This is a genomic window from Alcanivorax borkumensis SK2, assembly GCF_000009365.1.
Classification (GTDB): Bacteria; Pseudomonadota; Gammaproteobacteria; order Pseudomonadales; family Alcanivoracaceae; genus Alcanivorax; species Alcanivorax borkumensis.
Map to the genome: position 1 here is coordinate 2,135,862 of NC_008260.1, position 24,053 is coordinate 2,159,914.

At 53.0% G+C, this 24,053-nt stretch carries 27 protein-coding genes and 1 tRNA gene; 13 read left to right on the plus strand and 15 right to left on the minus strand.

What is annotated here, in order from left to right; all coding sequences use genetic code 11:
• Positions 1 to 81 precede the first annotated feature (81 nt).
• The 5 genes from ispG to ndk all read right to left on the minus strand — a co-directional run bounded on the left by ispG (position 82) and on the right by ndk (position 4,566).
• Positions 82 to 1,200 (minus strand): flavodoxin-dependent (E)-4-hydroxy-3-methylbut-2-enyl-diphosphate synthase, encoded by a 1,119-nt coding sequence (ispG, locus tag ABO_RS09575; RefSeq protein WP_011589139.1) that lies wholly within the window; start codon positions 1,198 to 1,200, stop codon positions 82 to 84.
• 21 nt (positions 1,201 to 1,221) lie between these two features.
• On the minus strand, positions 1,222 to 2,127 hold the full coding sequence (locus ABO_RS09580; protein ID WP_011589140.1) for a RodZ domain-containing protein: 906 nt from the start codon (positions 2,125 to 2,127) through the stop codon (positions 1,222 to 1,224).
• Positions 2,124 to 2,909, minus strand: coding sequence for a type IV pilus biogenesis/stability protein PilW (gene pilW / locus ABO_RS09585; RefSeq protein ID WP_011589141.1), 786 nt, complete (start codon positions 2,907 to 2,909; stop codon positions 2,124 to 2,126). Before pilW ends, ABO_RS09580 begins: the two co-directional genes overlap by 4 nt.
• Positions 2,906 to 4,051: a 23S rRNA (adenine(2503)-C(2))-methyltransferase RlmN gene (gene rlmN / locus ABO_RS09590; RefSeq protein ID WP_011589142.1), complete on the minus strand. Its 1,146-nt coding sequence runs from the start codon at positions 4,049 to 4,051 to the stop codon at positions 2,906 to 2,908. Before rlmN ends, pilW begins: the two co-directional genes overlap by 4 nt.
• 83 nt (positions 4,052 to 4,134) lie before the next feature.
• Positions 4,135 to 4,566, minus strand: a complete 432-nt coding sequence (gene ndk / locus ABO_RS09595) for a nucleoside-diphosphate kinase (protein ID WP_011589143.1) — start codon at positions 4,564 to 4,566, stop codon at positions 4,135 to 4,137.
• A 297-nt stretch (positions 4,567 to 4,863) separates the two neighbouring features.
• Here ndk and sufB point away from each other — a divergent pair, with 297 nt between their 5' ends.
• The 7 genes from sufB to ABO_RS09630 all read left to right on the plus strand — a co-directional run bounded on the left by sufB (position 4,864) and on the right by ABO_RS09630 (position 11,351).
• Complete coding sequence (sufB, locus tag ABO_RS09600; RefSeq protein WP_011589144.1) at positions 4,864 to 6,303, plus strand: Fe-S cluster assembly protein SufB; 1,440 nt, start codon at positions 4,864 to 4,866, stop codon at positions 6,301 to 6,303.
• A gap of 146 nt (positions 6,304 to 6,449) precedes the next feature.
• Positions 6,450 to 7,205, plus strand: coding sequence for a Fe-S cluster assembly ATPase SufC (gene sufC, locus ABO_RS09605; protein WP_011589145.1), 756 nt, complete (start codon positions 6,450 to 6,452; stop codon positions 7,203 to 7,205).
• Positions 7,202 to 8,431: a Fe-S cluster assembly protein SufD gene (gene sufD, locus ABO_RS09610; protein WP_011589146.1), complete on the plus strand. Its 1,230-nt coding sequence runs from the start codon at positions 7,202 to 7,204 to the stop codon at positions 8,429 to 8,431. Before sufC ends, sufD begins: the two co-directional genes overlap by 4 nt.
• The gene (locus tag ABO_RS09615; protein WP_011589147.1) at positions 8,431 to 9,639 is read left to right on the plus strand and encodes an aminotransferase class V-fold PLP-dependent enzyme; all 1,209 of its coding nucleotides are present in this window, start codon (positions 8,431 to 8,433) and stop codon (positions 9,637 to 9,639) included. The genes sufD and ABO_RS09615 overlap by 1 nt, the downstream gene beginning before the upstream one ends.
• Before the next feature lie 235 nt (positions 9,640 to 9,874).
• Positions 9,875 to 10,234, plus strand: a complete 360-nt coding sequence (locus ABO_RS09620) for a HesB/IscA family protein (RefSeq protein ID WP_011589148.1) — start codon at positions 9,875 to 9,877, stop codon at positions 10,232 to 10,234.
• 19 nt (positions 10,235 to 10,253) lie between these two features.
• The gene (gene sufT, locus ABO_RS09625; protein WP_011589149.1) at positions 10,254 to 10,796 is read left to right on the plus strand and encodes a putative Fe-S cluster assembly protein SufT; all 543 of its coding nucleotides are present in this window, start codon (positions 10,254 to 10,256) and stop codon (positions 10,794 to 10,796) included.
• 102 nt (positions 10,797 to 10,898) lie between these two features.
• Entirely contained in the window at positions 10,899 to 11,351 is a 453-nt protein-coding gene (locus tag ABO_RS09630) for a SufE family protein (protein ID WP_011589150.1), read from the plus strand.
• Between the two features lie 95 nt (positions 11,352 to 11,446).
• On the opposite strand, the gene ABO_RS09635 is transcribed toward ABO_RS09630, so the two are convergent.
• Together ABO_RS09635 and iscR are read right to left on the minus strand one after the other, a co-directional pair.
• Complete coding sequence (locus ABO_RS09635; RefSeq protein WP_011589151.1) at positions 11,447 to 12,598, minus strand: IscS subfamily cysteine desulfurase; 1,152 nt, start codon at positions 12,596 to 12,598, stop codon at positions 11,447 to 11,449.
• A 56-nt stretch (positions 12,599 to 12,654) separates the two neighbouring features.
• On the minus strand, positions 12,655 to 13,119 hold the full coding sequence (gene iscR, locus ABO_RS09640) for a Fe-S cluster assembly transcriptional regulator IscR (protein WP_011589152.1): 465 nt from the start codon (positions 13,117 to 13,119) through the stop codon (positions 12,655 to 12,657).
• Between the two features lie 237 nt (positions 13,120 to 13,356).
• Between iscR and ABO_RS09645 the strand changes: the two genes are divergently transcribed.
• The 3 genes from ABO_RS09645 (at position 13,357) to ABO_RS09655 (ending at position 14,602) form a co-directional block, all read left to right on the plus strand.
• Positions 13,357 to 13,433: transfer RNA gene (locus ABO_RS09645), tRNA-Met, on the plus strand.
• 404 nt (positions 13,434 to 13,837) lie between these two features.
• The gene (locus ABO_RS09650; protein WP_011589153.1) at positions 13,838 to 14,137 is read left to right on the plus strand and encodes a hypothetical protein; all 300 of its coding nucleotides are present in this window, start codon (positions 13,838 to 13,840) and stop codon (positions 14,135 to 14,137) included.
• Positions 14,138 to 14,146: 9 nt separating this feature from the next.
• The gene (locus ABO_RS09655; RefSeq protein WP_011589154.1) at positions 14,147 to 14,602 is read left to right on the plus strand and encodes a hypothetical protein; all 456 of its coding nucleotides are present in this window, start codon (positions 14,147 to 14,149) and stop codon (positions 14,600 to 14,602) included.
• A 56-nt stretch (positions 14,603 to 14,658) separates the two neighbouring features.
• Here ABO_RS09655 and ABO_RS09660 read toward each other — a convergent pair whose 3' ends face one another.
• From ABO_RS09660 to ABO_RS09695, 8 genes are all read right to left on the minus strand, one after another.
• A complete protein-coding gene (locus tag ABO_RS09660; protein ID WP_011589155.1) occupies positions 14,659 to 15,447 on the minus strand; it encodes an SIR2 family NAD-dependent protein deacylase in 789 nt (262 codons plus the stop codon).
• Positions 15,447 to 16,001, minus strand: coding sequence for a non-canonical purine NTP pyrophosphatase (locus ABO_RS09665; RefSeq protein ID WP_011589156.1), 555 nt, complete (start codon positions 15,999 to 16,001; stop codon positions 15,447 to 15,449). The genes ABO_RS09660 and ABO_RS09665 overlap by 1 nt, the downstream gene beginning before the upstream one ends.
• A complete protein-coding gene (locus ABO_RS14270; RefSeq protein WP_148201447.1) occupies positions 15,991 to 16,977 on the minus strand; it encodes an adenosine deaminase in 987 nt (328 codons plus the stop codon). Before ABO_RS14270 ends, ABO_RS09665 begins: the two co-directional genes overlap by 11 nt.
• Positions 16,978 to 19,149: 2,172 nt before the next feature.
• Entirely contained in the window at positions 19,150 to 19,812 is a 663-nt protein-coding gene (locus tag ABO_RS09675; RefSeq protein ID WP_011589158.1) for a cupin domain-containing protein, read from the minus strand.
• Between the two features lie 399 nt (positions 19,813 to 20,211).
• Complete coding sequence (locus tag ABO_RS09680) at positions 20,212 to 20,823, minus strand: TPM domain-containing protein (RefSeq protein WP_011589159.1); 612 nt, start codon at positions 20,821 to 20,823, stop codon at positions 20,212 to 20,214.
• Complete coding sequence (locus ABO_RS09685; protein WP_011589160.1) at positions 20,823 to 21,536, minus strand: TPM domain-containing protein; 714 nt, start codon at positions 21,534 to 21,536, stop codon at positions 20,823 to 20,825. Before ABO_RS09685 ends, ABO_RS09680 begins: the two co-directional genes overlap by 1 nt.
• Positions 21,536 to 22,165 (minus strand): LemA family protein, encoded by a 630-nt coding sequence (locus ABO_RS09690; RefSeq protein WP_046962013.1) that lies wholly within the window; start codon positions 22,163 to 22,165, stop codon positions 21,536 to 21,538. Before ABO_RS09690 ends, ABO_RS09685 begins: the two co-directional genes overlap by 1 nt.
• Positions 22,166 to 22,192: 27 nt before the next feature.
• Complete coding sequence (locus ABO_RS09695; protein ID WP_035461338.1) at positions 22,193 to 22,516, minus strand: GIY-YIG nuclease family protein; 324 nt, start codon at positions 22,514 to 22,516, stop codon at positions 22,193 to 22,195.
• A gap of 98 nt (positions 22,517 to 22,614) precedes the next feature.
• Here ABO_RS09695 and ABO_RS09700 point away from each other — a divergent pair, with 98 nt between their 5' ends.
• The 3 genes from ABO_RS09700 to ABO_RS09710 all read left to right on the plus strand — a co-directional run bounded on the left by ABO_RS09700 (position 22,615) and on the right by ABO_RS09710 (position 24,035).
• A complete protein-coding gene (locus ABO_RS09700) occupies positions 22,615 to 23,010 on the plus strand; it encodes a hypothetical protein (protein WP_011589163.1) in 396 nt (131 codons plus the stop codon).
• A gap of 83 nt (positions 23,011 to 23,093) precedes the next feature.
• Positions 23,094 to 23,456 (plus strand): HopJ type III effector protein, encoded by a 363-nt coding sequence (locus ABO_RS09705; RefSeq protein WP_035461340.1) that lies wholly within the window; start codon positions 23,094 to 23,096, stop codon positions 23,454 to 23,456.
• Between the two features lie 252 nt (positions 23,457 to 23,708).
• Positions 23,709 to 24,035, plus strand: a complete 327-nt coding sequence (locus ABO_RS09710; RefSeq protein ID WP_231483513.1) for a hypothetical protein — start codon at positions 23,709 to 23,711, stop codon at positions 24,033 to 24,035.
• Positions 24,036 to 24,053: the final 18 nt, after the last annotated feature.

Below are 24,053 nucleotides of genomic sequence, written 5' to 3' on the forward strand. Positions count from 1 at the left end.
ATTCCTTAAAAAACGCAGAACGCTGGACACCAAGCACCAGACGCAAACCCATCACGCCCGGCCCACTGGATCCCTCGCCTTCTATTCACTACGGGCGATAATGCCTTTTTCTTCGTCTTCGCGCTGTTTCTTGACCTTGGCGCGCACCATTCGCTCAAGCTCGTCGACCAGATCGTCAGCGGTAATGTGGTGGCTTTTTTCACCGTCACGGTAGGCTAAATTATTGGGCGTGCCGCCGGTGAGCCCCACATCCACTTCACGGGCTTCGCCGGGGCCATTTACCAAACAGCCAATCACCGCCAGGTCGACGGATTCATTGATGTCTTCCAGACGCGCTTCCAGCTCGTTCACGGTTTTGATCACATCAAAGTTTTGCCGTGAACAGCTAGGGCAGGCAATGATGTTCACGCCTTTTTTGCGCAGGTTCAGGCTTTTCAGAATATCGAAACCAACGCGTACTTCTTCTACCGGGTCCGCCGCCAGAGAAACACGAATAGTGTCGCCAATGCCTTCCATCAGTAGCGCGCCTAGCGCCACGGCAGACTTCACCGTGCCAGAACGGAAGGTTCCCGCTTCGGTAACCCCCAAGTGCAACGGCTGTTCTAGCTGAGAGGAAAGCTTGCGGTAGGCCTGCAGCGTCATAAATACATTGGACGCCTTAACGCTAACTTTAAAATTTTGGAAATCGTAACGGTCGAGGATGTCCGCATGACGCAAGGCCGATTCCACCAATGCATCAGAGGTGGGCTCGCCGTATTTGCGTTGCAATTCTTTTTCCAAGGAGCCGGCATTCACACCGATACGAATCGGCAAGCCTTTGTCTTTGGCGCATTGAATCACGGCCTTGATACGGTCTTCTCGGCCAATATTGCCAGGGTTGATACGCAGGCAGTCCACGCCCTGCTCAGCGACAGCTAAAGCAATTTTGTAATCGTAATGGATATCCGCCACCAGCGGCACATCCACCTGCTTGCGAATTTTGCCGAAAGCCTCGGCGGCCTCCATGGAAGGCACCGAAACACGCACGATATCCACACCGGCATCTTGCAACCGGCGGATTTGGCCGACAGTGGCATCTACATCACAGGTTTCAGAATTGGTCATGCTTTGTACGGAGATCGGGGCATCGCCACCGACAGGGACATTGCCCACCATGACTTGGCGGGTTTTACGACGTTCAATCTTAACTTCCGGTTCCATGGTGTTTTCTACCCTCGCGAATCAGGGAACGGAGATCCGCACAACTTTACCGGGGGAATCCGTCGGCAAGGTGACAGCTTTACCGTTAACCAGCAACTCATCCACCGCCCCAGCGTTGCCGAGAGTCAGGTTGAACGGCGCTTTGCCATCCAACATCAGAGAGGCGCCACCAGATTGTTCGCCTTGGCGCAAAGTGCGGCCGTTGGCATCGGTCACTTTAATCCAGCAGTTACTGGTAAAACTGAGTGACAGGCGATCCAGACCATTGGCCGCCAGCATGGATGAAACGTCATCATTATTCTGGAGCTGGCCGTCATCGTTTCCCACGTCTTCAGTGGTAATGTCAGAGATCGACTCAGCAGCCGCCTGCGGCCTACCCTCGTCAGTAGCATCGGTACCGTTAAGGCTTGCACCCTGGGTCACACCCGCCATTTCGTCATCAAATTGGGCCTGGCGCTGAACACCCATGTCGTTATTACTGGCGTCTGCTTCGGCTTCACTCTGCTGGCTCATTTCCTGAACCTTGTCAGGCAGCGCAGGCAATTCACCTTTGCTAGGCCAGAACGCCCATAGCAAGGAAACCAGCACTACCAACGCCAGGGCAATCAGCAGCGGTTTGAGCCACGCCGCAGGCGGTGGCGCAATAGACGGCAGCAGCAGGGGCTTATCTAGCGCATCCTCATTAACCATTTGCTGGAAGGTACCGGCGATTTCTTCCGCCGGCAGCCCAAGCAACCGTGCGTAGTTACGCAGGTAGCCCTTCACGAAGGTGGCTTCCGGCAAACGCTCATAATCGTCAGCATCCAAGCTCTGCAGATAGGTCAGAGACAAGTGCAAGCGCTGGGCCGCCTCAGTCTGAGTCATACCCTGGGCCTCACGGGCTCTGCGACAACGTTCGCCGGGTAATACCACCATGTCATCGCTCATTGCTGCGCTCCTTTTGCTTGCTCAGCTTTCCATTGCTGCCACTGACGGTACTCGCCAGAGCGGCGGTAAAGATTATCCAGGGCCAGCTCATAGCTGGATTGCTGGTTGCGGTAGCCCAACGAATTGGACAGTTGAATACCCAGCCACAGGGCGCGGGCACTCTGACGGCCCGTGCGCTGCACATATTGCTGGTAATAATCCCATGCTAGGCGGCTACGGCCTTCGTCAAAATACAATTGCGCCAGCGCTAGGCTGGGCTGAACAGAACGGGGGTTCAGGCGCAGGGCCTTAACATAGGCACTGCGGGCGTCCTCGCTGTTTCCTAATCGTTGGTAACAACGACCCATGTTTTCCCAGGCGCTGCCTCGGCCCTCATAGGACGGATCGTTGGCGGCTTTTTTGAAATGTTTGAGTGCTTCTTTGTACTCACCACGACCGTACAGCAAGGTGCCGTAGTTATTCAGTGCCGGGGAGTAATGGCGGTCCGCATTCAGTGCTTTGCGGTAATGGTACTCTTCATTGGTAGGGTCCTGCTCATATTTGTAGAGCAATGCCATGGCATTATGCGCGACGGCACTGTCATCATCCAGATTCAACGCGCGCGAAAAATGACGGCGAGCTTCCGACGGGCTGCCCTGCTGCAAATACTGCAACCCGGCTGCCACGCGGCTATTAACCGCTTCATCCACTTTTACTTTTGGGCCATCGTCCACCGTGACACACCCGGCGGCAAAAGCCCCTGCAAGAGACAGGATGAAAATAACCTGAAAAAAACGTCTCATTGGGTCTGCGCTGTATTGTCATCTGTTTGTTCAGTGCGATGAAAAATAGATTCCTTCCAGCGCTCACTGCGCCGGGTACGATCCTTCACCTGCCCCACCAACTGACCACAAGCGGCATCAATATCATCACCGCGGGTTGTCCTCACTGTGGTCATCACCCCGTTGTCATTCAAATATTTGTGGAATTCCAAAATATCGTTTTTACGTGACCGCTCATAACCCGCATGCGGGAACGGATTAAACGGTATCAAGTTCACCTTCACGGGGATGCCGTTAAGCAGTTTAACTAACTGGCGAGCGTGTTCCGGCTTGTCGTTCACATCCCGCAACATCACATATTCCATGGTGATGGTGTTATGACGATGGGTGATATTCTTGCTGTAACGCTTGCACGCCGCCATCAGGTCTTTTAGCGGGTACTTACGATTCAATGGCACCAGCTGATTACGCAGCTCGTCATTGGGTGCGTGCAGGCTCACCGCCAATGACACGTCCAGATCTTCACTAAGCTGATTCATTTTCGGAATCACCCCGGAAGTGGACACGGTGATGCGTTTTTTGCCAATACCGTAACCTAGATCATCTTTCATGATCCGCATGGCCGTAAGCACCTTGTCGTAATTAAGCAGGGGCTCACCCATGCCCATCATCACCACATTGGTAATCGGATGCTGGCCCAAATTACGGCGCGGGCCAAAGGCGCGGCTAGCCTGCCACACCTGGCCGATGATCTCGGCGCTGGTCATGTCGCGCTGAAAGCCCTGCTTACCGGTGGAACAGAAGCTGCAGTCCACTGCACAGCCCACCTGGGATGACACACACAAGGTGCCGCGCCGGCCATCGGGAATAAAAACGGTTTCCACGGCACCGCCGTTATCCATTTCGAACACCCATTTGCGGGTGCCGTCACGGCTAATACTCTCGTGGGTTACCTTCGGGCCGCGTATTTCCGCGACCTCGGACAATTTCTGGCGCAATGCCTTACCCACATCGGTCATTTGCTCGAAGGAATCCGCCTGGTGGTGGTGGATCCATTTGAGCACCTGCTGGGCACGGAACTTCTTCTCCCCCATGGTCAGGAAGAATTCTTCCATTTGCGGGCGAGAAAGGCCGAGCAGATTCACCTTCTGTTGGGCAGTCATAACATTCTCCAATAGGAAACCGGGTTTCCTTTAAACGCCAGCCACGGCCCAAGGCCGTGGCTGGTCTTGCACGCTGGCTGACATTAGCTAGCGCGCGGGCACACTTCTTCATCGGAGAAGAAATAGGCCACTTCGCGGGCAGCAGACTCGGTGGAGTCAGAACCATGGACCGCGTTTGCGTCGATAGTTTCCGCAAAATCTGCACGGATAGTGCCAGCTTCCGCTTCTTTCGGGTTGGTAGCACCCATCAGGTCACGGTTTTTGGCAACCGCATCTTCACCTTCCAGCACCTGTACAACCACAGGACCGCTGGTCATGAAGCCCACCAGATCCTTGAAGAAAGGACGCTCTTTGTGCTCAGCATAGAAGCCGCCCGCTTTTTCGTCGCTCAGGTGTACCATTTTCATGGCAACCACGCTCAGGCCAGCCTTTTCGAAACGGGTAACGATTTCGCCGATCACGTTCTTGGCCACGGCATCAGGCTTGATGATAGAGAGTGTGCGCTCAACAGCCATCAGTCAGTTCACTCCAGATTTGCGTTAAATGGTCCTCGGCTACAGCAAGGGCTGCCCGGGGCAATGACAGGAGGGATTGCAGGCCGGCCAAAGCCGCCAGTTTCACCCTCCCTTGGAACCGGCGCATTATACGCATGCGGGGCGAATTATGATACCGTTGCGACCCCGTCGGAGGCGCCCATGCCCTGCCGTTGCGGGGGCGCCCGTTTTCTTACCGCCCCCTCATTCGACAGCGCCCTGTAAAGGCGTATAATACCCGACTAAATTACTCTGGTATTCAACTGCAGGCCCTGATCTATGAGCCAAGCCGAACTGGACAAGCTGATTCGCTCCAATTACGAGGCCGGTTTTACCACCACGGTGGACACCGAGACCCTGCCCCCTGGGCTGAGCGAGGAAGTCATCCGTTTTCTGTCCGCCAAAAAAGGCGAACCGGAATGGATGCTTGAGTGGCGCCTAGACAGCTACCGCAAGTGGCAGGAGATGCCCACACCGGGCTGGGCGCATCTGCACCACCCGCCCATCGACTTTAACGAGGTGTCTTACTACTCCAAGCCCAAAAGCTTGGACGACGCCCCCAAAAGCCTAGATGAAGTGGACCCAGAGCTACTCGCCACCTATGAAAAACTGGGCATCCCCCTGCACGAACAGGAAATGCTGGCCGGTGTCGCTGTAGACGTAGTGTTCGATTCCTCCTCGGTATTCACCACCTTCAAAGAGAAGCTGTGGGAAGCCGGAGTAATTTTCTGCTCTATTTCCGAAGCCATTCAGGAATACCCGGAGCTGGTGCAGAAATACATGGGCTCCGTGGTACCCAAAGGCGACAACTTCTATGCCGCCTTGAACAGTGCAGTGTTCTCTGACGGCTCCTTCGTCTACATCCCCAAGGGCGTACGCTGCCCCATGGAGCTGTCCACCTATTTCCGCATCAACGAAGCCAACACCGGCCAGTTCGAGCGCACCCTGATCATTGCCGACGAAGGCAGCTACGTGAGCTACCTGGAAGGCTGCACCGCACCTCAGCGCGACGAAAACCAGCTGCACGCGGCGGTGGTTGAACTGGTTGCTCTACCCGGCGCCGAGATCAAGTACTCCACCGTACAGAATTGGTACCCCGGTGATGAGAACGGCAAAGGCGGCATTTATAACTTCGTGACCAAGCGCGGTATTGCCCACGACAACAGCAAAATTAGCTGGACCCAGGTAGAAACGGGCTCCGCTATCACGTGGAAGTATCCGTCCGTGATCTTGCGTGGCGACAACAGCATCGGTGAGTTTTACTCCGTAGCGCTGACCCGCCACATGCAACAAGCAGACACCGGCACCAAGATGATCCACTTGGGCAAGAACACCAAGAGCACCATTATTTCCAAGGGCATCTCCGCCGGACGCAGTAGCAACAGCTACCGTGGCTTAGTGCGCATCAGCCCGCGGGCAGAAAACGCCCGTAACTTCACCCAGTGCGACTCACTGTTGCTCGGTGACACCTGCGGTGCACACACTTTCCCGTACATCGAGTCGAAAAACCCCACGGCCACCATCGAACACGAGGCCACCACCTCCAAGGTGAGTGACGACCAAATGTTCCTGTGCCGGCAACGCGGCATCGACCCGGAAAAGGCGGTTTCCATGATTGTGAACGGCTTCTGTAAAGAGGTGTTCAAGGAGCTGCCCATGGAATTTGCCGTGGAAGCGGGTAAGTTGCTGGAAGTTAGCCTAGAAGGCGCAGTGGGCTAAGCCCTCACCCTGAAAATGACTGTGTGGGAATTTGCCCGCAAGCGATTCACCCTTTACCAATCATGGATCGCGAGCAGGCCGGCGCCCACCGCAAACCGAATCAACCCGGGCTGGCCTCCCAGCCCAACCGAAAGGCGCATCAAAATATGCTGGAAATTCGTGATCTGCACGCCACCGTGGCGGACAAGCCGATTCTCAAGGGCCTGAACCTGACCGTTAAACCGGGTGAAGTGCACGCCATCATGGGCCCCAATGGCTCCGGCAAATCCACTCTGGCCAACGTGCTGGCGGGTCGTGACAATTACGCAATCACCGGTGGTGAAGCCCTTTTCGAAGGCAAAAGCCTGGCAGACCTAGAACCGGAAGAACGCGCCCAGGCTGGCCTGTTCCTGGCCTTCCAGTACCCGGTGGAAATTCCCGGCGTCTCCAACATGGAATTTCTGAAAGCCGCACTGGAATCTGTGCGCGGCGCCCAAGGTAAGGAAGAGTGGGATTCGGTTACGCTACTGCGCCAGGCCCGCGCAGCCTGCAAGCAAGTCAATCTCGATGCCAGCTTCCTCAAGCGCGGGGTTAACGAAGGCTTCTCTGGCGGCGAGAAAAAGCGCAACGAAATCATGCAAATGCTGCTGATGGAACCGAAACTGGCGCTGCTCGATGAAACCGACTCCGGCCTCGACATCGACGCCCTGCAAACCGTGGCCAAGGGCGTCAATTCCCTGCGCAGCCCCGAGCGCGGCATCGTGCTGGTAACCCACTATCAACGCCTGCTGGACTATATTGTGCCGGACTTCGTGCACGTCCTGTCCAATGGCCAAATCATCAAATCCGGGGGTAAAGAACTGGCTCTCGAACTGGAAGAAAAAGGTTACGGCTGGCTTACCGGAGAAGAGGAATCCGCATGAGTCTCTCTGCTTCCTCTCTAGCACAGGAATTAAAAACCCAAGCGCTCGCCAACGCACAGCGTAACGGCAGCGCAGGCGATGCTTTGGCCGCGCTGCAAGCCGCCAGCTTCCCGGAACGCAAGACCGAGAGCTGGAAGTACACCTCCTTGCAGGCGCTGGCCGATGGCCACCTCAACGCCATTGCCGACGGCGAAATCAACCCGCCGCTGCCCGCCCTGTCTGAGCATGTGGTGACCATCAACAACGGGAAGTTAGTCGACCACAACCTGCCCGACGGCGTGACCTTGTCCCACGATGGCCCCGCCATCAACGGCCTGCAGACGCCCTTTGCGTTCTATAACAGCGCCGTTGCCAGCCAGCCCATCGTGCTTACTGTGGCTGCCAATACGCGCATCGAGCAGCCCATTCATGTACAAATTCAGGCGGCCAGTGATACTCCTGCACACTGCAACCCCCGCCTGGTAGTGGTACTCAATCAGGGTGCCGAAGCCGCCGTGATCGAACACTACCATGCGCAAGGCAAGGCGTTGACCAATGCGGTCACCGCCCTGATCACCGCCGACAACGCGCAGCTGACCCACTACCGGCTGCAAGGCGAACAGGCATCCACCATACATATCGGCACCCTGATCATTGATCAGCAAGGCGCCAGCAAGGTGGACAGCTACCAGCTGATGACCGGCAACCGCCTGCGCCGCAACGATGTACGCGCCCTAATGAACAAGAGCGGCGCCGAGCTAAACATGAAAGGTATCTTCGTGGTGCGGGATAACAGCCACGTGGACAACCAGATGTGCGTGGAGCACGCGGTTCCCAACGGGGAATCGGATCAGAACTTCAAAGGCCTAGCCGGCGAAAGAGGCAAGGCGGTGTTCAACGGCCGCATCCATATCCACCCCGGTGCCAGCGGCACCAATGCCGGGCTATCCAACAAGAACCTGCTGCTCAACCCCGGCGCGGAGATCAACACCAAGCCGGAGCTGGAAATCTACAACGATGACGTGAAATGTGCCCACGGCACCACCGTAGGCCAGCTCGATGCCATGCAGCAATTTTACCTGCAATCGCGCGGCATCCCGGCAGCCGAAGCCAAGCGCATGCTAAGCCTAGGTTTTGTTAACGAACTGCTGATGACCCTGCCCCACGAAAAAGTGGCACAGTGGGCCACCCCCTGGCTGGAAGCCGAACTGACCCACGCCTCGCCGGCGCAAGAGTCTGCCGCGTGATGGATATTCAGGCCCTGCGTGCGCAATTTCCGATTCTGGATCAGCAAGTCAACGGCAAACCGCTGGTGTACTTGGATAACGGCGCCACCACCCAAAAACCGGTAGCAGTGCTCAACGCACTGGACAACTATTACCGCACGGTGAACTCCAACGTACATCGCGGCGCCCACTATCTGAGCGACGAGGCCACCGGCCAGTTTGAAGGCGCCCGCCAAACCGTGGCGGATTTCCTCAACGCCAGCCGCGAAGAAATTTTGTGGACCAAGGGCACCACCGAGTCCATCAACATGGTGGCCCAGTGCGTTGCCCGTGAGCGCCTGCAGCCGGGCGACGAAGTACTGATTGGCACCAGTGAGCACCACGCCAATATCGTGCCTTGGCAACAGGCCTGCGCCGCCACCGGCGCCACCCTGAAAGTGATCCCGCTGCACGATGATTGCAGCCTAAATCAGGCCGCCTTTGAGCAGTTACTCAGCAGCAAAACAAAGATTTTCGCCATCGGCCATGCCAGCAATGCGCTGGGCACCCTGAATCCGGTAAAAGCGATGGTCGCCAAGGCGAAAGCCGCCGGCGCCATTACCCTGGTCGACGGCGCTCAAGCGGTGGCGCACTTCCCGGTGGACGTGCAGGACCTGGACGTGGATTTCTACGCCTTTTCCGGCCACAAGTTATTTGGCCCCACTGGCATAGGCGTACTCTACGGTCGCCGCGAACAGCTCGAGGCCATGCCGCCCTACCAGACCGGCGGCGAAATGATTGAAACGGTGAGCTTCGAAAAAAGCACCTGGAACCAGCTGCCCTACAAATTCGAAGCCGGCACCCCAAACATTGCCGGCGCCATCGGCCTGGCCGCCGCCATTGCGTGGCTGCGACAACAGGACCGCCCGGCACTGGCGGCCCACGAAGACGCCCTGCTGGCCCATGCCACAGAGCGGGCCCAAGCCTGCGACGGCTTGAAAATCATCGGTACCGCCGCCAATAAAGTCAGTGTGCTGTCCTTTCTGTTGGATGGCGGCCACCCAGCCGATGTGGGCATGCTGCTGGACAAACAAGGCATTGCCGTACGCACCGGCCACCACTGCACCATGCCCCTGATGGATACCCTAGGCATACCCGGCACTGTTAGGGCCTCATTCTCGATTTATAATACTCTGGAAGAGGTAGATCGCTTGTTCGAAGGACTAGAGAAAGTGAAAACATTTCTCTGAAAATTAGGGCGCTACTGATTGCCCCACTGACTGAAATATTCATGCAGCGGACGTTGAAAGCTCAAAGTTTAAGCGTAGTCGCGTATTGACGCTAAACTAAAACAGCAGCGACAGCTCAGAATTACCCATAGCGCACACGCATGATGGAAAGGTTTTCTGCCCATGCCTGCGCCTTTTCAACGTTAAACTTTGAACGTGCAACTCACTCCTCGCAAGCTCGCAAGGAAGGTACAACATGACAGTTCAGACATTCCACCCCGGCCAGGTCACACTGCACCTGACCGAGGCCGCCAACCAACAAGCCCTGCGCGAGATCCAGCGGGCCGGTGCCGCCGGTATTCGTCTGGATCTGGACGAGTCCGGCTGCTCCGGCTTCATGTACACCCTGGACTTCGTGGAAAGCGCCAAAGACGGTGACAAACTGTTCAAAATCGACGGCGTAAACCTCTACGTGCCGGAAAAATGGCTGCCCATGCTGAATGGTCTGGTTATCGACTACGTCACCGAAGGGGTCAACAGCCTGTTCAAGTTTCGCAATCCCAACGCCACCGGCGAATGCGGTTGCGGCGAAAGCTTTACCGTCGACGACGTCTAACCCGTAGCCCGGATAAATAATGGCAGACCAACGCACGGTAGTGGTTCAACGCGACGTTCCGGCCCGCAAGGTACCGGACGGCACCCGTATAACCATTCCCAAGAACAGCTTCGTCAACCTGCGCCAGGCGCTGGGCGGCACCTATACCGTTACCATTAATGGCAATATGGCGCGCATCGACGGCACCGATGCGGATGCCATCGGCCAAGAGCCACTGGAGCTAAACTTTGCCCCCGCCAATGACGATGGCAGCGTCCGCGACGACGACCTGAACACCGTCTTGGAAACCATTTTCGATCCGGAAATTCCGGTAAGCATTATGGCCTTGGGCCTGGTCTACGGCTGCGACGTTATTCAACGAGACGGACAAAATGTGGTGCAGGTCCGCATGACTCTCACCGCCCCCAACTGCGGCATGGGCCCAGTGCTGGTGGGCGACGTGGAAGACCGCTTGGGCAAGGTTCCCAATGTAGACAAGGTGGAAGTGGCCCTAGTGTTCGACCCACCCTGGAGCCGCGAAATGATCAGTGAAGAAGCCCAGCTCGAGCTGGGGATGTTTTAGTTTACGCCGGACCCCGGACGCCAAACGCCAGACGCGCAAAACCACGACAGCGGTTAGTCTTTGGCATCAGGCATCCAGCGTCAGGCCACGGAGCTCAACAACGTGTCTGATTTTGATATTCGCAGCATTAAGCTTGGCAATGAGATTACCGCGGAAGATATCGCCGAAGATCTAGAATTTCTGGATGACTGGGAAGAGCGCTACCGCTATATCATAGACCTGGGCAAACAGCTGCCAGCCCTGCCGGAGGACTTAAAAACCGAGGACCGTTTCGTACGCGGCTGCCAAAGCCAAGTGTGGCTGGAAACCGATTACGACAACGACGCTGGCACTCTGTACTTGGCGGTAGATTCCGATGCGCTCATCGTTAAAGGCTTAGCCGCCATTGTGCTTTCTGCACTGAATCGGCAATCTCCTGAGGGCGCCCGCGACTACGACATGGACGCCTTCTTTGAGCGTATCGACTTGCTCAGCCACCTGAGCCCTACCCGCGGCAACGGCCTGCGTGCCATGGTCGCCAAAATCAAGCAACAGGCCACCCGGCTAGCCGCCTGAACTCAGGCTTTCTTTCCTTCTCCGCAACATCGCCCCCGAAAACAGGGGCGCTGGTCGAGCCCGGCCCGGCATAGACAATCACATCACCAGGGGCGTTAAGCGGATACCGTGCGCAAGCGGTTTACGGCATCAACCACCGAGCTTATCGCCCGCTCAATATCCTCCGGTGAAGTAAAACGCCCCACCGAAAAACGGATCGACCCATGGGCCAGCGCATCGGTCACGCCCATAGCTTTGAGAACGTAAGAAGGCTCTAGCGACGCGGAGGTACAAGCGGACCCTGAAGACACCGCCACCCCATTCATGGCCGTGAGCAGCATTTCACCATCCACACCCTCGAACGCCACATTTAAATGGCCAGGCAAGCGCGCAGCACCCTCACCATTGACGCTCACACCACCCAGCGCCGCGATGCCACGCCACAGCCGATCACGCAACGCGCAGATACGCGGCCCTTCCTCATCCTTCAAAGAGCCAGCCAAAGCAAAAGCTTCACCCATGCCCACAATCTGGTGGGTTGCCAAAGTGCCAGAACGCATGCCCCGCTCATGGCCACCGCCATGAATTTGTGCGGCCACCTTTACATCCGGGGAACGGCGCACATACAAAGCCCCTATTCCCTTTGGCCCATAGACCTTGTGAGCACACACTGACACCAGATCCACCGGCAAGTTTTTTACGTCTAGGGGTAACTTCCCCACAGACTGGGCCGCATCGGTATGGAACAGCACACCCCGCTCACGGCACACCCCACCAATGACAGCAATATCGTTAATCACACCGGTTTCATTATTGGCATGCATTACGCTCACCAGCACGGTGTCGTCTCGGAGCGCCGCGGCAACACTCTCAGGGCTTATCTGGCCATTGCTTTGCGGTTTCAGGTAGGTCACAGCGTGGCCCTTCGTCTCCAGCCAGCCACAGGCATCGAGCACCGCTTTGTGCTCCGTCGCACCCGTAATCACATGGCCGCCTCCACAGGCATCGAGCACGCCTTTCAAGGCCAAATTATTGGCCTCTGTAGCACCACTGGTCCACACCACTTCACGGGGATCGGCATTCAATAAATCAGCCACCTGGCGACGGGCGGACTCCACGGCTTCCTCCGCCAGCCAACCATAAAGGTGGCTGCGGGACGCAGGGTTGGCAAAGGTGCCCTCAGGGCCAAGATGACAGACCATAGCGTCCACCACTGCCGGGTCTACCGGAGTGGTCGCCGCATAGTCCAAATAAACGGCATTACTCATGATGGGTATCGTATGGCTGGTATTGGGTTACATAAGCCGGCACTGCCGGCACACAATCAAAGGCTGCTGACGGGCAAACGCTGCTGGTGTCGATCCTGGCGCTGGGCCACCTGCCTCACTTCCTGGCGGGCCACCAGCTCCCCCAGCGTAATCCCGCTGAGAAAATCCTGAATCTGGCCAGACAAATCGCACCATAGGTGGTGAGTCAGGCAGATATCCCCTTCCTGACAATCCCCATGGCCGCCACAGCGCGTGGCATCAACGGACTCATCCACCGCCGCAATCACCGCGGCCACATCAATCTGCCCACTATTACGGCTAAGCTGATAACCGCCACCGGGGCCACGCACGCTGCTCACCAGGCCATTGCGACGCAGCTTGGCAAACAACTGTTCCAGATAAGAAATGGAAATGCCCTGACGCTCAGAAATATCCGCCAACGACACCGGCCCCGTCGCAGCATGCAGCGCCAGATCCAACATAGCAGTTACCGCATAGCGGCCTTTAGTCGTCAAACGCATATCCACACCTTTCTTGCGTGTATTCTAAGAGTGAGAGTAGTAATCCTGAGCAATTTGGTCAAGTATTCTTGCCCGTAAGGCCAATGAACCCAATCATTTAATGATAGTGATTTTCATTTACACCGCAACTATGGCAGATTCCACGCCCCACAGGCAACTTCTGGTTAAACATTGCCCACCCACACCAGCAGTGCTTGACACCTGCCTCTCCCTCACGGAAAATTCGCGGCCTCAAATGGCAAGGTAGCTCAGCTGGTTAGAGCACAGCACTCATAATGCTGGGGTCGGCGGTTCAAGTCCGCCCCTTGCTACCAAACAAACAAAAAAGGGTTAGAGAGCAATCTCTAACCCTTTTTTGTGGTTGCCTCATTGCCTACCTGTTGTGTTGCCCACAGAGGCAATCCATCACGGGCGGCCAATCACCCTTGCGGTCGTTAATGACTTCGAACTGTTCCTGTTCCCTGCCTAGCATTGTCCGTAGCTGCCTACGCTGTATATTTCGTTTGTATATTACCAATAGAGATCAGCACCAGAAGCCGGGCAAACCAGCCCGGAGTACGGCGAGGCAAACAAAAATTTAAAGGGACAAAGCGGGGAATAGAGATCACCCAACGCGCAGCGCAAAGGTGGTTCTCAAATAGAATAAAATCTGCATATAATGACTGAACACGGTTCATAAAGTTCAGCAAATAATACGTTTCAATCTCAGGGAAGGGATATGAACACACCATGCCAAGGCTGGCAGCTTGCTCTGTCTGTCGTTCTCCTCTTTGGTTTACCCAATATAGCTCTAGCCGATGCTGTGCTTGAAAAGCGCATCGCCAAGTTCAAGCCCATTTGCTCAGACTACGAAAGCGCAAAGAAAATCGCAGAATGCCACCGCCCACCTGGCAGCTATCAAGCCGCATACCAAATGACTGGTGAACGAAGAAAACGGGCGCTGGAACAAGGACGAAAGGCCATCAAGATGAGCCGTGATACAGACAGGCACATGCAGAACAAGTACCGCTACCGCTGAGATCCGACGATGAAATACCTAATAGCCACGCTACTCCTCGCTACTATTTCACTCGCCCAGGCGGATATCAGCACAGAGATCGGCAAGGCCATCGGAAACTCAGCCGCTAACGGGACCGCACGAGCCATTGCCGAAGAGCAACGCAAAGTCTCCCAAGCCGCATTGATGACCGCCCTTTGTGAGAGCGAAGGCAGCTATAGCGATTCCGCGCTTTGCTTTATGACCCCACAAGGGAAACGAGTCTGGGAACTGGAAGGGACTGAACGTGCCTACTGGATGGAAGTAGGCCAAGAGCACCGCAAAGAAGCCATGTACCAAAAACGGCAAGACCAGAAACGCCAGCGGGAAAAGACAAAGCAGCAAGTCGATGCCTACAAAATCAACTTACAGCTTTGTCAGTTCTGGCGAGATCAGCCGGATTCTGAGCGGAGGAGAGCTAAAGAACAGGAATACTGTGGAGTTTAACGATAGAGTACTAGGGCTCTCTTTCGAGAACCCAAATCGACGCACCTTTAAGTTTGTTATTGAAATTTTTTCAGAAATTCTAATAATGCTTTTTGCGGGTCGCTTTCCTTTGATGTGAGCATTTTAATACCCCACTGGTCTAATATTGTTTCTTGAATCGGGTTTGGTCTGTGCGTGAATACATATGATCGTGGCTGAACACCACCACCGTTATTAGACTTCCATAATTTAGCCAACTTGTAGAATAAAAACCTAAGATTCACATCAGTTAGGCTATATCCAATAAACAGAACAGATTTCCCTAGAACATCCGACCTGAGCTTTATATCTAAAGGGGTCTCAAACTCTAAGCGCTCATAGTAACTAGATTCATCAAGCACGATAGTTTCATCGTTGTCAAAATCGCCATGAAATTTAATAACTTGAGTTACGCCATCTTTGATCTTTGCAATATCAGACACGCCCGCAATTTTTGTATATTTCTTACCATACAACTCATATGACTTTTCTAGCCACCTATCATAGTTGGTGGTGTATACCATTGGGAATTTTGAGTGCGCAATAAGTTTGTGTATCTCGGAGCCTTGCAAATCCACATCCGAAGAATGCCAATTAGTATCCATCCAACTACGGAGAGGACCAATATTTCCTGTTTTTACCCTATAGTATTCAGCTAAAGCCAAGTCATTTCCGAAAGACTTATATATTTCTGGGTCATAATCCAACTCAACGGCAATATGATCTATAAGTTCTGACCACGAGGGAAGGCCAAGATTTTTCGACACTCCTGCACCGACAAATAGAATGACATTCTTTTCTCGATATGATGCTACAAGATCATCCATTACAGAACCTCCGACACAAGAAACTCTCTAAAATTATCGAAAGCCATCTTACGCATTGAAATATCATTTTTCTTATCGCCCATCTCGGAAAACGTCTCTTCAAAGTTTTCTGGAATAAACACACAATCCCATTGGAAATCTTTATTCCCTCTTGGTTCTGGTGCAATATTACCTTTCACGCTCCCTTCAAATATATGTACTTTTCTTGCATCGCAGAATGCAATTACAGTTTTTGCAGTCACCGAAGTATTTTCCAACCTTCCAAATAGCTCAGTAAATTTTTCTGCTTGCAACTTATCCCAGAAAACCTGGGTTAAACCACCAGGAAATCCTTGCAAGCTATCTATATACAATCCTGTATGTTCGATAAAAACAGGACGCCCGACCTGATTGAATGCCTTTAAAACCTTATCCCTGACTATATGATTAATATCTTCTGCTTGTATTTCATGAATTTTCAAAGGCGCATGAACGATAGAAACACCAATATCCCCAAGAATGGCTTTCACTTCTTGAGCTTTATGAGGATTTTTTGTAACGAAGTTAATTTCCATGCAAACCCTTAATAAAAGAATATTTTTTTTGGTGACTATACATATCGCGAAGATGCTGTGAAGACCTAGTCTCACGATAAAATTCTATATAGTCTTTAGTAAGATCAGATAAATGTATTGATGGATTGTCAGAACAGATAACAAACGGAACCTCATTAGCAATAAAGTCAACAACAGGATGTGGCTGACTTTCATTTACTGCACTCGTCAGCTTGTTACTAATGGGACACACCTCTACACATATATCCCTATGCTTTAGCAAATCCATCACCTCAACTGATTTTGATGCAGCAGTTCCATGACCAATTCGATCAGCGCCAAATTCATAAACTGCGCTGGTTATATTTTCAACTCTTCCGGTTTCACCCGCATGAATGGTCACTTTAAGTTCATATTTATCTTTTGCATGCAAAAAGAGGGAGCCAGTTTCAATTGGAGATTCAATATTTTCATTTCCCGCCAAATCAAGCCCAACAACAGTGCTTGGCCTACCTAGATTTTCATACGCACTCAAAAGAGAGCGTAAGTGCTCAGGAGCGCAATCACCTCTAGAAACTGTCAAAATCAAACCTGCTATAATTTTGTGTTTTTCGCACGCAAGTTCGATTTCAGACACAAGCCAGGACAACGCCCTATCTACCGAAATGTTATTTAGCAATGCCAAGTAAATAACACTATTACGAATCTCAACAAATCTAACATTCTGAGATTTCAAATTAAGGAAAGCACTTTCCACTATTAAGCCTAGACAGGCCCTACTTCTAGGCACAAGCCGTAACACCTGCCAAGGTTTCAAGTATGAAGCTAGGGAGTCAGTGGGTTGCAAGATATTCAAATCTCTTTCTAGATCAAATCCAGATGGCAAATCAGATTTGTTTTCCTCCAACAATTCTCGAACAACATCAGTACTGACCAATCCATTTAAATGAACGTGAAGCTCACCTTTATTCAATAGCTTTATTTCATTTTCATTCATCAACAATCACTTGGCATTATATTTTTTAGAAAATCTAACGAAAGCCATGGGGTCAGGTCTTGAATCGTGTATCAGTGGTCATCCGGGTGTACCGGCATGCACGATGCAAGACCTACCCCCTGGCCCCGCGTACATCCCTATTCTTATGTATGACTAACGCCCCTATGCAGCGGCTCGTGTAGCGAGTCCTGTGCCTATAAGCGCGAACGGCCATGCATTGTTAGATCCAGCCACCATATCTCCGCTGACACTCTTTACACCATTTCGTGAGATCGCCCGGACGCTTACGGCTATCGGAGAATTCATAATACGGTTTTACCTGACCGCATTGCTCACACATATCTGTATCAACCTGGGTGATTCGTACTGAATTTCGCTCCTCCTGCCTATCAATCTGGTCCTCTAGAAGCGGGATAATTTCACAAGACCACTTACCACGCTCACAGTACTTAATACCCAAAGAAGAAACTTCCCACCGAGGCTGAGGATTCACAACCTTATTAAGAAGGCCAGCCATATTAAGCAAGTTATTTATTCTTTGAGTTGGCACACTCAAATGTTCTGATAATTCTTCTATAGACAAGTGCACTAGCAGCACCCCCTATATTTATATCTAACAGTTAATTTAATTGGAGATACGATATAACACTTTGCTGTATACCCCTGATATAGCCCCGCCCAAGAGTTCCAAAAAATTCATCTGATCAGTGGCTCACTCCACAGATAAAAACCCCTCTCAACAGGCCTTTCTTGCGTCCACCTTCGAGAAAAACCACTTTATCTCAGACGCTTACAAATTTCTGTAAGCCATATCTTACATATTCAACTTACGCGCTGGTGAAAAACGGCCCAGGAACATGTAGTTGCAATCAAAAATCACGTTGCCTACATCACAGCCGCTTAGACAGTAAGTGCTCTTTACAGCAAATCTAAATACGGTAACTTACTGTTTCGTAAAGACAGGACAATTTCTGGCAAGGCGAATTCGCCCTCATAGTGCTAGGGCCGGCGATTCAATACCAAAAAAAAAGGGCCTGACGGCAAGGTCAGGCCCTTTTGGGTTCTAGAGCAACGGCACGATTGGCATTGCAGGCTAATGGTGCTGCCTCACCATTTCCTCTTTGGTTTGGTAACGATGGGCGGACACACCGCAATCAAAAAAAAGCACCTTTTACCCTACTTCTTGCTCGGCAAAAGGCGCTCTTCATTGTTGCTAATAACTATCCTCAATTTATTACAGGGGAAAGGTCATCAGTGGCGGCGTTTAGCTTAAAGACAGGATGATCGACGCTTCGCGCCGATCTCCTGTTTTAGGTTGGGCTATCAGTCCGTTACGAGGTAGACATTCATCTGCTCCGACACATTTAACGTAGCACCATCAACCGCGCTGGTATAAACCGTGTAACCACCGCTGCTGCCAGTATCCGTCCAGCTGTCACTAATATAAACGTCATCGCTAGGTCATGGGGTCAGGTCTTGAATCGTGCATCAGTGATCATCCGGTTGTACGGGGCATGCACGATGCAAGATCTGACCCCGGACCCACACGATCATCGATAGCATTCTTTGCCCCAGGCAAAGTGCGGTTCTATCGCTGGCATACCTCTCATTTAGAATGCTCTGCTCCCTTTCCCGGCGGTCGCAGCGGCACTCCAGACCCTGAATAGGGCGCTGTTGCGGGTAAGCGCTTGCCTGTGGGAATGCCCCGCTGACGTTCAGCTTCAAGCTGCTTGATCCAGCACGAAGCTGTCAGCTTCCTATTTGAACTCAAGTGTTAAAGGGACGCCGTTGTCTGGTCATCTGACACCTCGCTTAGAGTGATAACGTACCACCCCCGTTGGTGTCCGGAATCAAACAACTTCCCTACAATTCACCACGGGGACATTAGTGTGGGCACGCACGGACACACTAATTGCGTGCTCTCTCTAAAAATCAAAAACCTGGAATTCGAAAATCGACAAAATTGACAGGCATCGCCCATGAAACCAAGGGGGCAACTTGAATAGAGTAAAGCCGCTGGCGACCTTGAAGTATTAATCAAATATACGCTAAAGCCGGCCACTGGCGGAGCTGGTCTCTATTGGCTACTCGAGGGATTAGTAAAGCGTCACGGTTCTACACGAGAAAAATACGCACCGCCTCGCTGGGTCGAAAAGTTGGCGGCATTTATATTTACAAGTGCCCTGTCTTTACGTAAATCAATGCACCATCTTCTTTGGTGAAGGGGCTGTGCCGACTTTGATGAGGGCTACGTAGCCATGAGCCTTTAGCGTAGCTACCATACTCATCATGGAAGGTACCCCCTAATACAAAAATTTCTTCTCCACCCCAATGCTGATGAGCAGTAAATTGAGTGTTTGGCGCCCACTTCACCAGAGCTACGTGTTCACTTTCAAACTCATGCAGTGGCATCACTTTTAGGCCACCGACTAGCCCCTGACGCCATGGTTGTGCTTGGGTATCGATGACCTTTTGCTCTGTATCTTTTTCGTCGAACTGCTGTAATTTAACGAAAATAGTCGCCCCCTCCTTACCGATTTTAGGTGTGTGTGATGTACCAATAGGGTTGCGTACATAACTGCCTTTGCCATAGCGTTGATACTCATCAGAAAACACGCCTTCAAGCACAAAAAACTCTTCTCCACCGGAATGAATATGTGGCGAGAACTCACTAAAAGGCTCATAGCGAACAAGCGAGGTGGCACGTGCAGTTTCACCCCCCACCCTATCGAGCATCATTCGTTGCACACCCGGCATCGGCGATTCCACCCAGTGATAGTCATCCGGTTGAATCACGATGCGTTGTGAAAAGTCTGCATTTATTCGTATCGTCATGTTAAGCGCCTAACAAAAATTTAGTCCCTACCTGCCATTACGCCCCATCTACACTCCCCAATAGCACCAGTGAGCCCGCTGGATCCAGGAGTTAAGAGAAACACGATACTGCTCGCAATGTCATTCGATCACCCATCTACCAATCGGATGAAAATCAGTAAATCCTACCAAGGCATCATCCACTTTCGCAGTGGTCAATGGATGTTTCATACAGGGGCGTTTCTACCACCGCAAGAAAGACTGCATTAACGCTAATATTGTTCTGCCAGCTCTATTGCCATGGATTACGTTAAAGGCAGGCACAATCGACGCTTCCATGTGGACTCGCGATGAACTCATACAAAGGGCCACACGGCCCTTTCTTGAAGCCCTCCCTCCGTCATTTCCTCACTGGGCAATTCAAAGAATCACAAGATGATTAGGCAGTTCGTTTTTCTGCTCGGTGGCGGGCACGTGGTTGGCTAGCTTGTCGCCGCAGGCAGCCACGCATTCTTGGAAGCCCTCTGCCACCTCACCGTTTTTCAGCTTTGCAATAAAGGCATCCACCATGCTTTGCCATTCACTGTCTGGCACATGCTGGGCGATACCCTGATCGGCCAAAATTTCCACATAGTGCTCGGCTTCGCTAACAAAAATCAGCACGCCGGTTGCGCCTTTGGTGCGATGAAGCCCCTGTTGCAGAAACGACTGGCGCGCCAGCCCAGCCGCGCGGGTTTGCTGTAACCGCCGTGGCACCAGGCGAAACTGGATCGGTTTCAGCCGAAACAGCACCGCGAGCGCCAACAACACCCCCCACTGCAGCAGCAAGGCTTCAAGCGGGGTAAGCCACACCGGCAGGAAAAGCAGTAACGCCGGCACTAACAGCGATAACAGCGCAGCCCACATGACTGTCACATAACGGTAGTCGTCCGCCTGACGCGCCAGCACGGTCACCATTTCCGCATCGGTACGCGCTTCCTGTTCGCTGATGACGCGGGCCAAAGCGCTCTGAGCATCGTGATCCAGCAACATTACCAACCTCCCGAGGCGCCACCGCCTCCAAAACCACCACCGCCGCCGCCGAAGCCGCCGCCACCGAATCCACCACCGCCGCCAAAGCCGCCCATGGGCACCGGCAGGAACATGCCGCCACGGCGGCCACCCCGGCCTCCGCCACCCCCAAAGGACAATAGGAAAGTGACCACTACCATGCCGATCAGCATCAGCAAAGCCTTGAGGCCGCTGGGTTTGTCGCGGGGTTGGCGCTCGCCTTGATATTCACCCTGAATGGCGGCTTGGATGCTCGTCACCCCAGCCTGAATGCCGCCATAAAACTGACCTTGGCGGAACGCGGGCAAAATTTCCTGCTGGATGATCACACTGGACAGGGCATCAGTGAGCACGCCTTCCAAACCATAGCCCACCTCAATGCGTACCTTGCGATCATTGGGCGCCACGATCAGCAGCACGCCATTATTATTTTCTTTGCTGCCAATGCCCCACTCACGGCCCAATTGATAGCCATAATCGGCGATGTCATAGCCCTGCAAATCGGACAGGGTAACTACCACCAGCTGGTTAGACGTATTTTGCTCCGCCGCCGCCAGCGCCTGGGTAAGGCTCTGAGTTTGAGCGGGGGTCAGCAACCCCGCTTCGTCCACCACCCGTCCAGACAGCGCCGGAAATTCCGGCGCCGCCCACAACGAGGTGCTAAGCAATAGAGCGATCAGTGCGAAATAGCGCATCAGTTAAAGTTCACGCTGGGGGCCTGGTCCGCATTTTCAGCCGTGGCTTCATAGGTTTCGCGGGTTTCCATGTCACTGTACAAAAAGCTGTGCCAGAGACGACCGGGAAAGGTACGAATCTCGGTGTTATACCGTTGCACGGCCGCAATGTAATCCCGGCGTGCCACGCTGATGCGGTTTTCCGTGCCCTCCAGTTGCGATTGCAGGGCCAAAAAATTCTGATTAGCCTTCAGATCTGGATAGCGCTCGGCCACCACCATCAAACGCTGCAAAGCAGAACCAAGCTGGCGCTGAGCCTGTTCGAACTGCTTTAGCTTTTCTGGATTGTTAAGCATGTTGCCATCCACCTGAATGGAGCCCACCTTAGCTCGGGCTTGGGTAACATCCACCAACACTTCTTTCTCGTGGCTAGCATAGCCTTTAACCGTATTCACCAAGTTGGGTATCAAGTCGGCGCGGCGCTGATATTGGTTTTCTACCTGTGACCAAGCGGCTTTCACCTGCTCGTCATAGGTCGGGATATTGTTAATACCACAACCACTTAACCAGCCTACTAGCAAGACCAGCAAAGCACTGCGCCAAAAAGTATTCAGGCGCGGCATTGACCTGGCGCTCAGCGTATTTGTCATCGATCGTTTCTCCATCATGATGTTTGATTATTCCAAATGCCTGACTGACTCAGTTAGTGACTCAATCCAGACAGACAGCGGTCGCTGCCGTTTTTCCATTTCCAGCGCCACCAGCAGGAGCTGCTTGTCGCGGCGGCTTAAACGCTTAATGCGAGCCTCCAACTGGCTGGCAGAAGCTCTATCGCCCGCCGGCAGCAATAATACCGGGCGTACTGGACGGCGAGCCCGCGTATAACGTGCGCCTTTCAGGCTAGTGTTATGTTCATGAACCCGACGCGCCGGCTCCGTGCTGATACCGGTATACAGCGACCGATCCGCACACTCCAGCATATATAGCCACCACTGTTGCATGGTTTTACACCCACCCCTGCGTTGACTGCTATGATGCCAGAGACACTTCGCGCACTTAAGCGCCATTACAACAAACCTCAAACGACAAGGATGCAAGTATGGTTACCTATCTCTATTGGTTCCTGGTAGCAGCACTAGTCATTGGTGCACTATTTGGTGTTGGCGTACGGTTAGGCAAATGGAAGCCTGCCGTGATTATCGCTGTGATTATCTGGCTCACCGCTACCATCGCCTATTATTTCTGGTTACAGCAGGTGTTTGTGAAGCGCTTTGGCGGCACCATGCATATTTCCGTGCCAGAAGAGCAGTACCATCTAAATGCCACGTGGAAAGATGACAACCTGTGGATTGAAAACTACGACCCGGAAACCAACCAATGCATTTTCCGCGAATATTCCCGCGGCAATATGCTAGAAGGTAAGGTGGTCATTAAGAACTGTAACCCGCTGCAAAGCACCGGTATGGTTCTGCCCAAAGATTCCGCCGCCCAGTAATACCCCCAACTCTCTAACAGCCTGATTGTCAGCTCTGCATGGGCTGCCTTCAGGCCCTGTTTCAACCTGGCATAGGAAGAACGATGGCCTCTTCGCTAAACACCCTGTTAGACACCCTAAAAGCCGACCCGGACACCGTTACCTTCGACGCAGTACAAGCCGTGATTACAGAACATTACCATTACACGCCTGCAGCCTTCAGCAACGGCCACGGTGATGATTGCGTGTACAATGACGCTGGTACGAATGAAGGGTCCTGCAAGATACTGGCCTTTGCCAAAATCAACTTTCTTTCTGACGCTCAGACGCTGGCCTGCTTCGGTCACTTTTACCGCGACCATGTTCTGGGTAATCCAGACGGCAACGACCACGCCAATATCCGCACTCTCATGCGTCATGGGCTGACCAATGTGGCTTTTGATACTCCGCCTTTGGCCGCAAAGTAACGATCCTCCGCCCTTGGGCAGGGTGATGAGCAATCCACCCTCGCCCTTTACTCTTTATTCCCCGAATTAGCGATATGCACCTTTAACGATCACTTACCAACGGACATAAGGTTCCGCTAGCAGGCGCCACCACAGATTCTCACCTCCCTGCGCCAGGGCTGATTCGACACAAAACCTAACCGTAACCGCAATTATCATGGTGGCAGCCTCTATATGAGCCTGTTATTGTGATTGATCCACCCATCAGCCCCGATGAGCCCCGTGAAAGTTCGTAACAGTAAAGAACAACAGCGGCATCGCTTGGAACGCGATATGGAACGCTTTCTTTCTGAAGGCGGGGCCATTAATGAGGTACCGAACGGTGTGAGTGGCGCTGATGCTGTATCCGGCAAAGGGCACCAAACCGTGCTGTTTAATGGCCCCCGCCAGAATCAGCGCACAGATCTGAGTCAAGTGGCTGCCAACATAGACTCTCGCAAACATAAACCTCATCGCCAACAGCTCAATGCCCAGCCACGACGTAAACTCATTTACGACGACTTCGGCGAACCACTTCGTTGGGTCTGGCAAAATAAATAATTTCGCTGAAACTTAGCA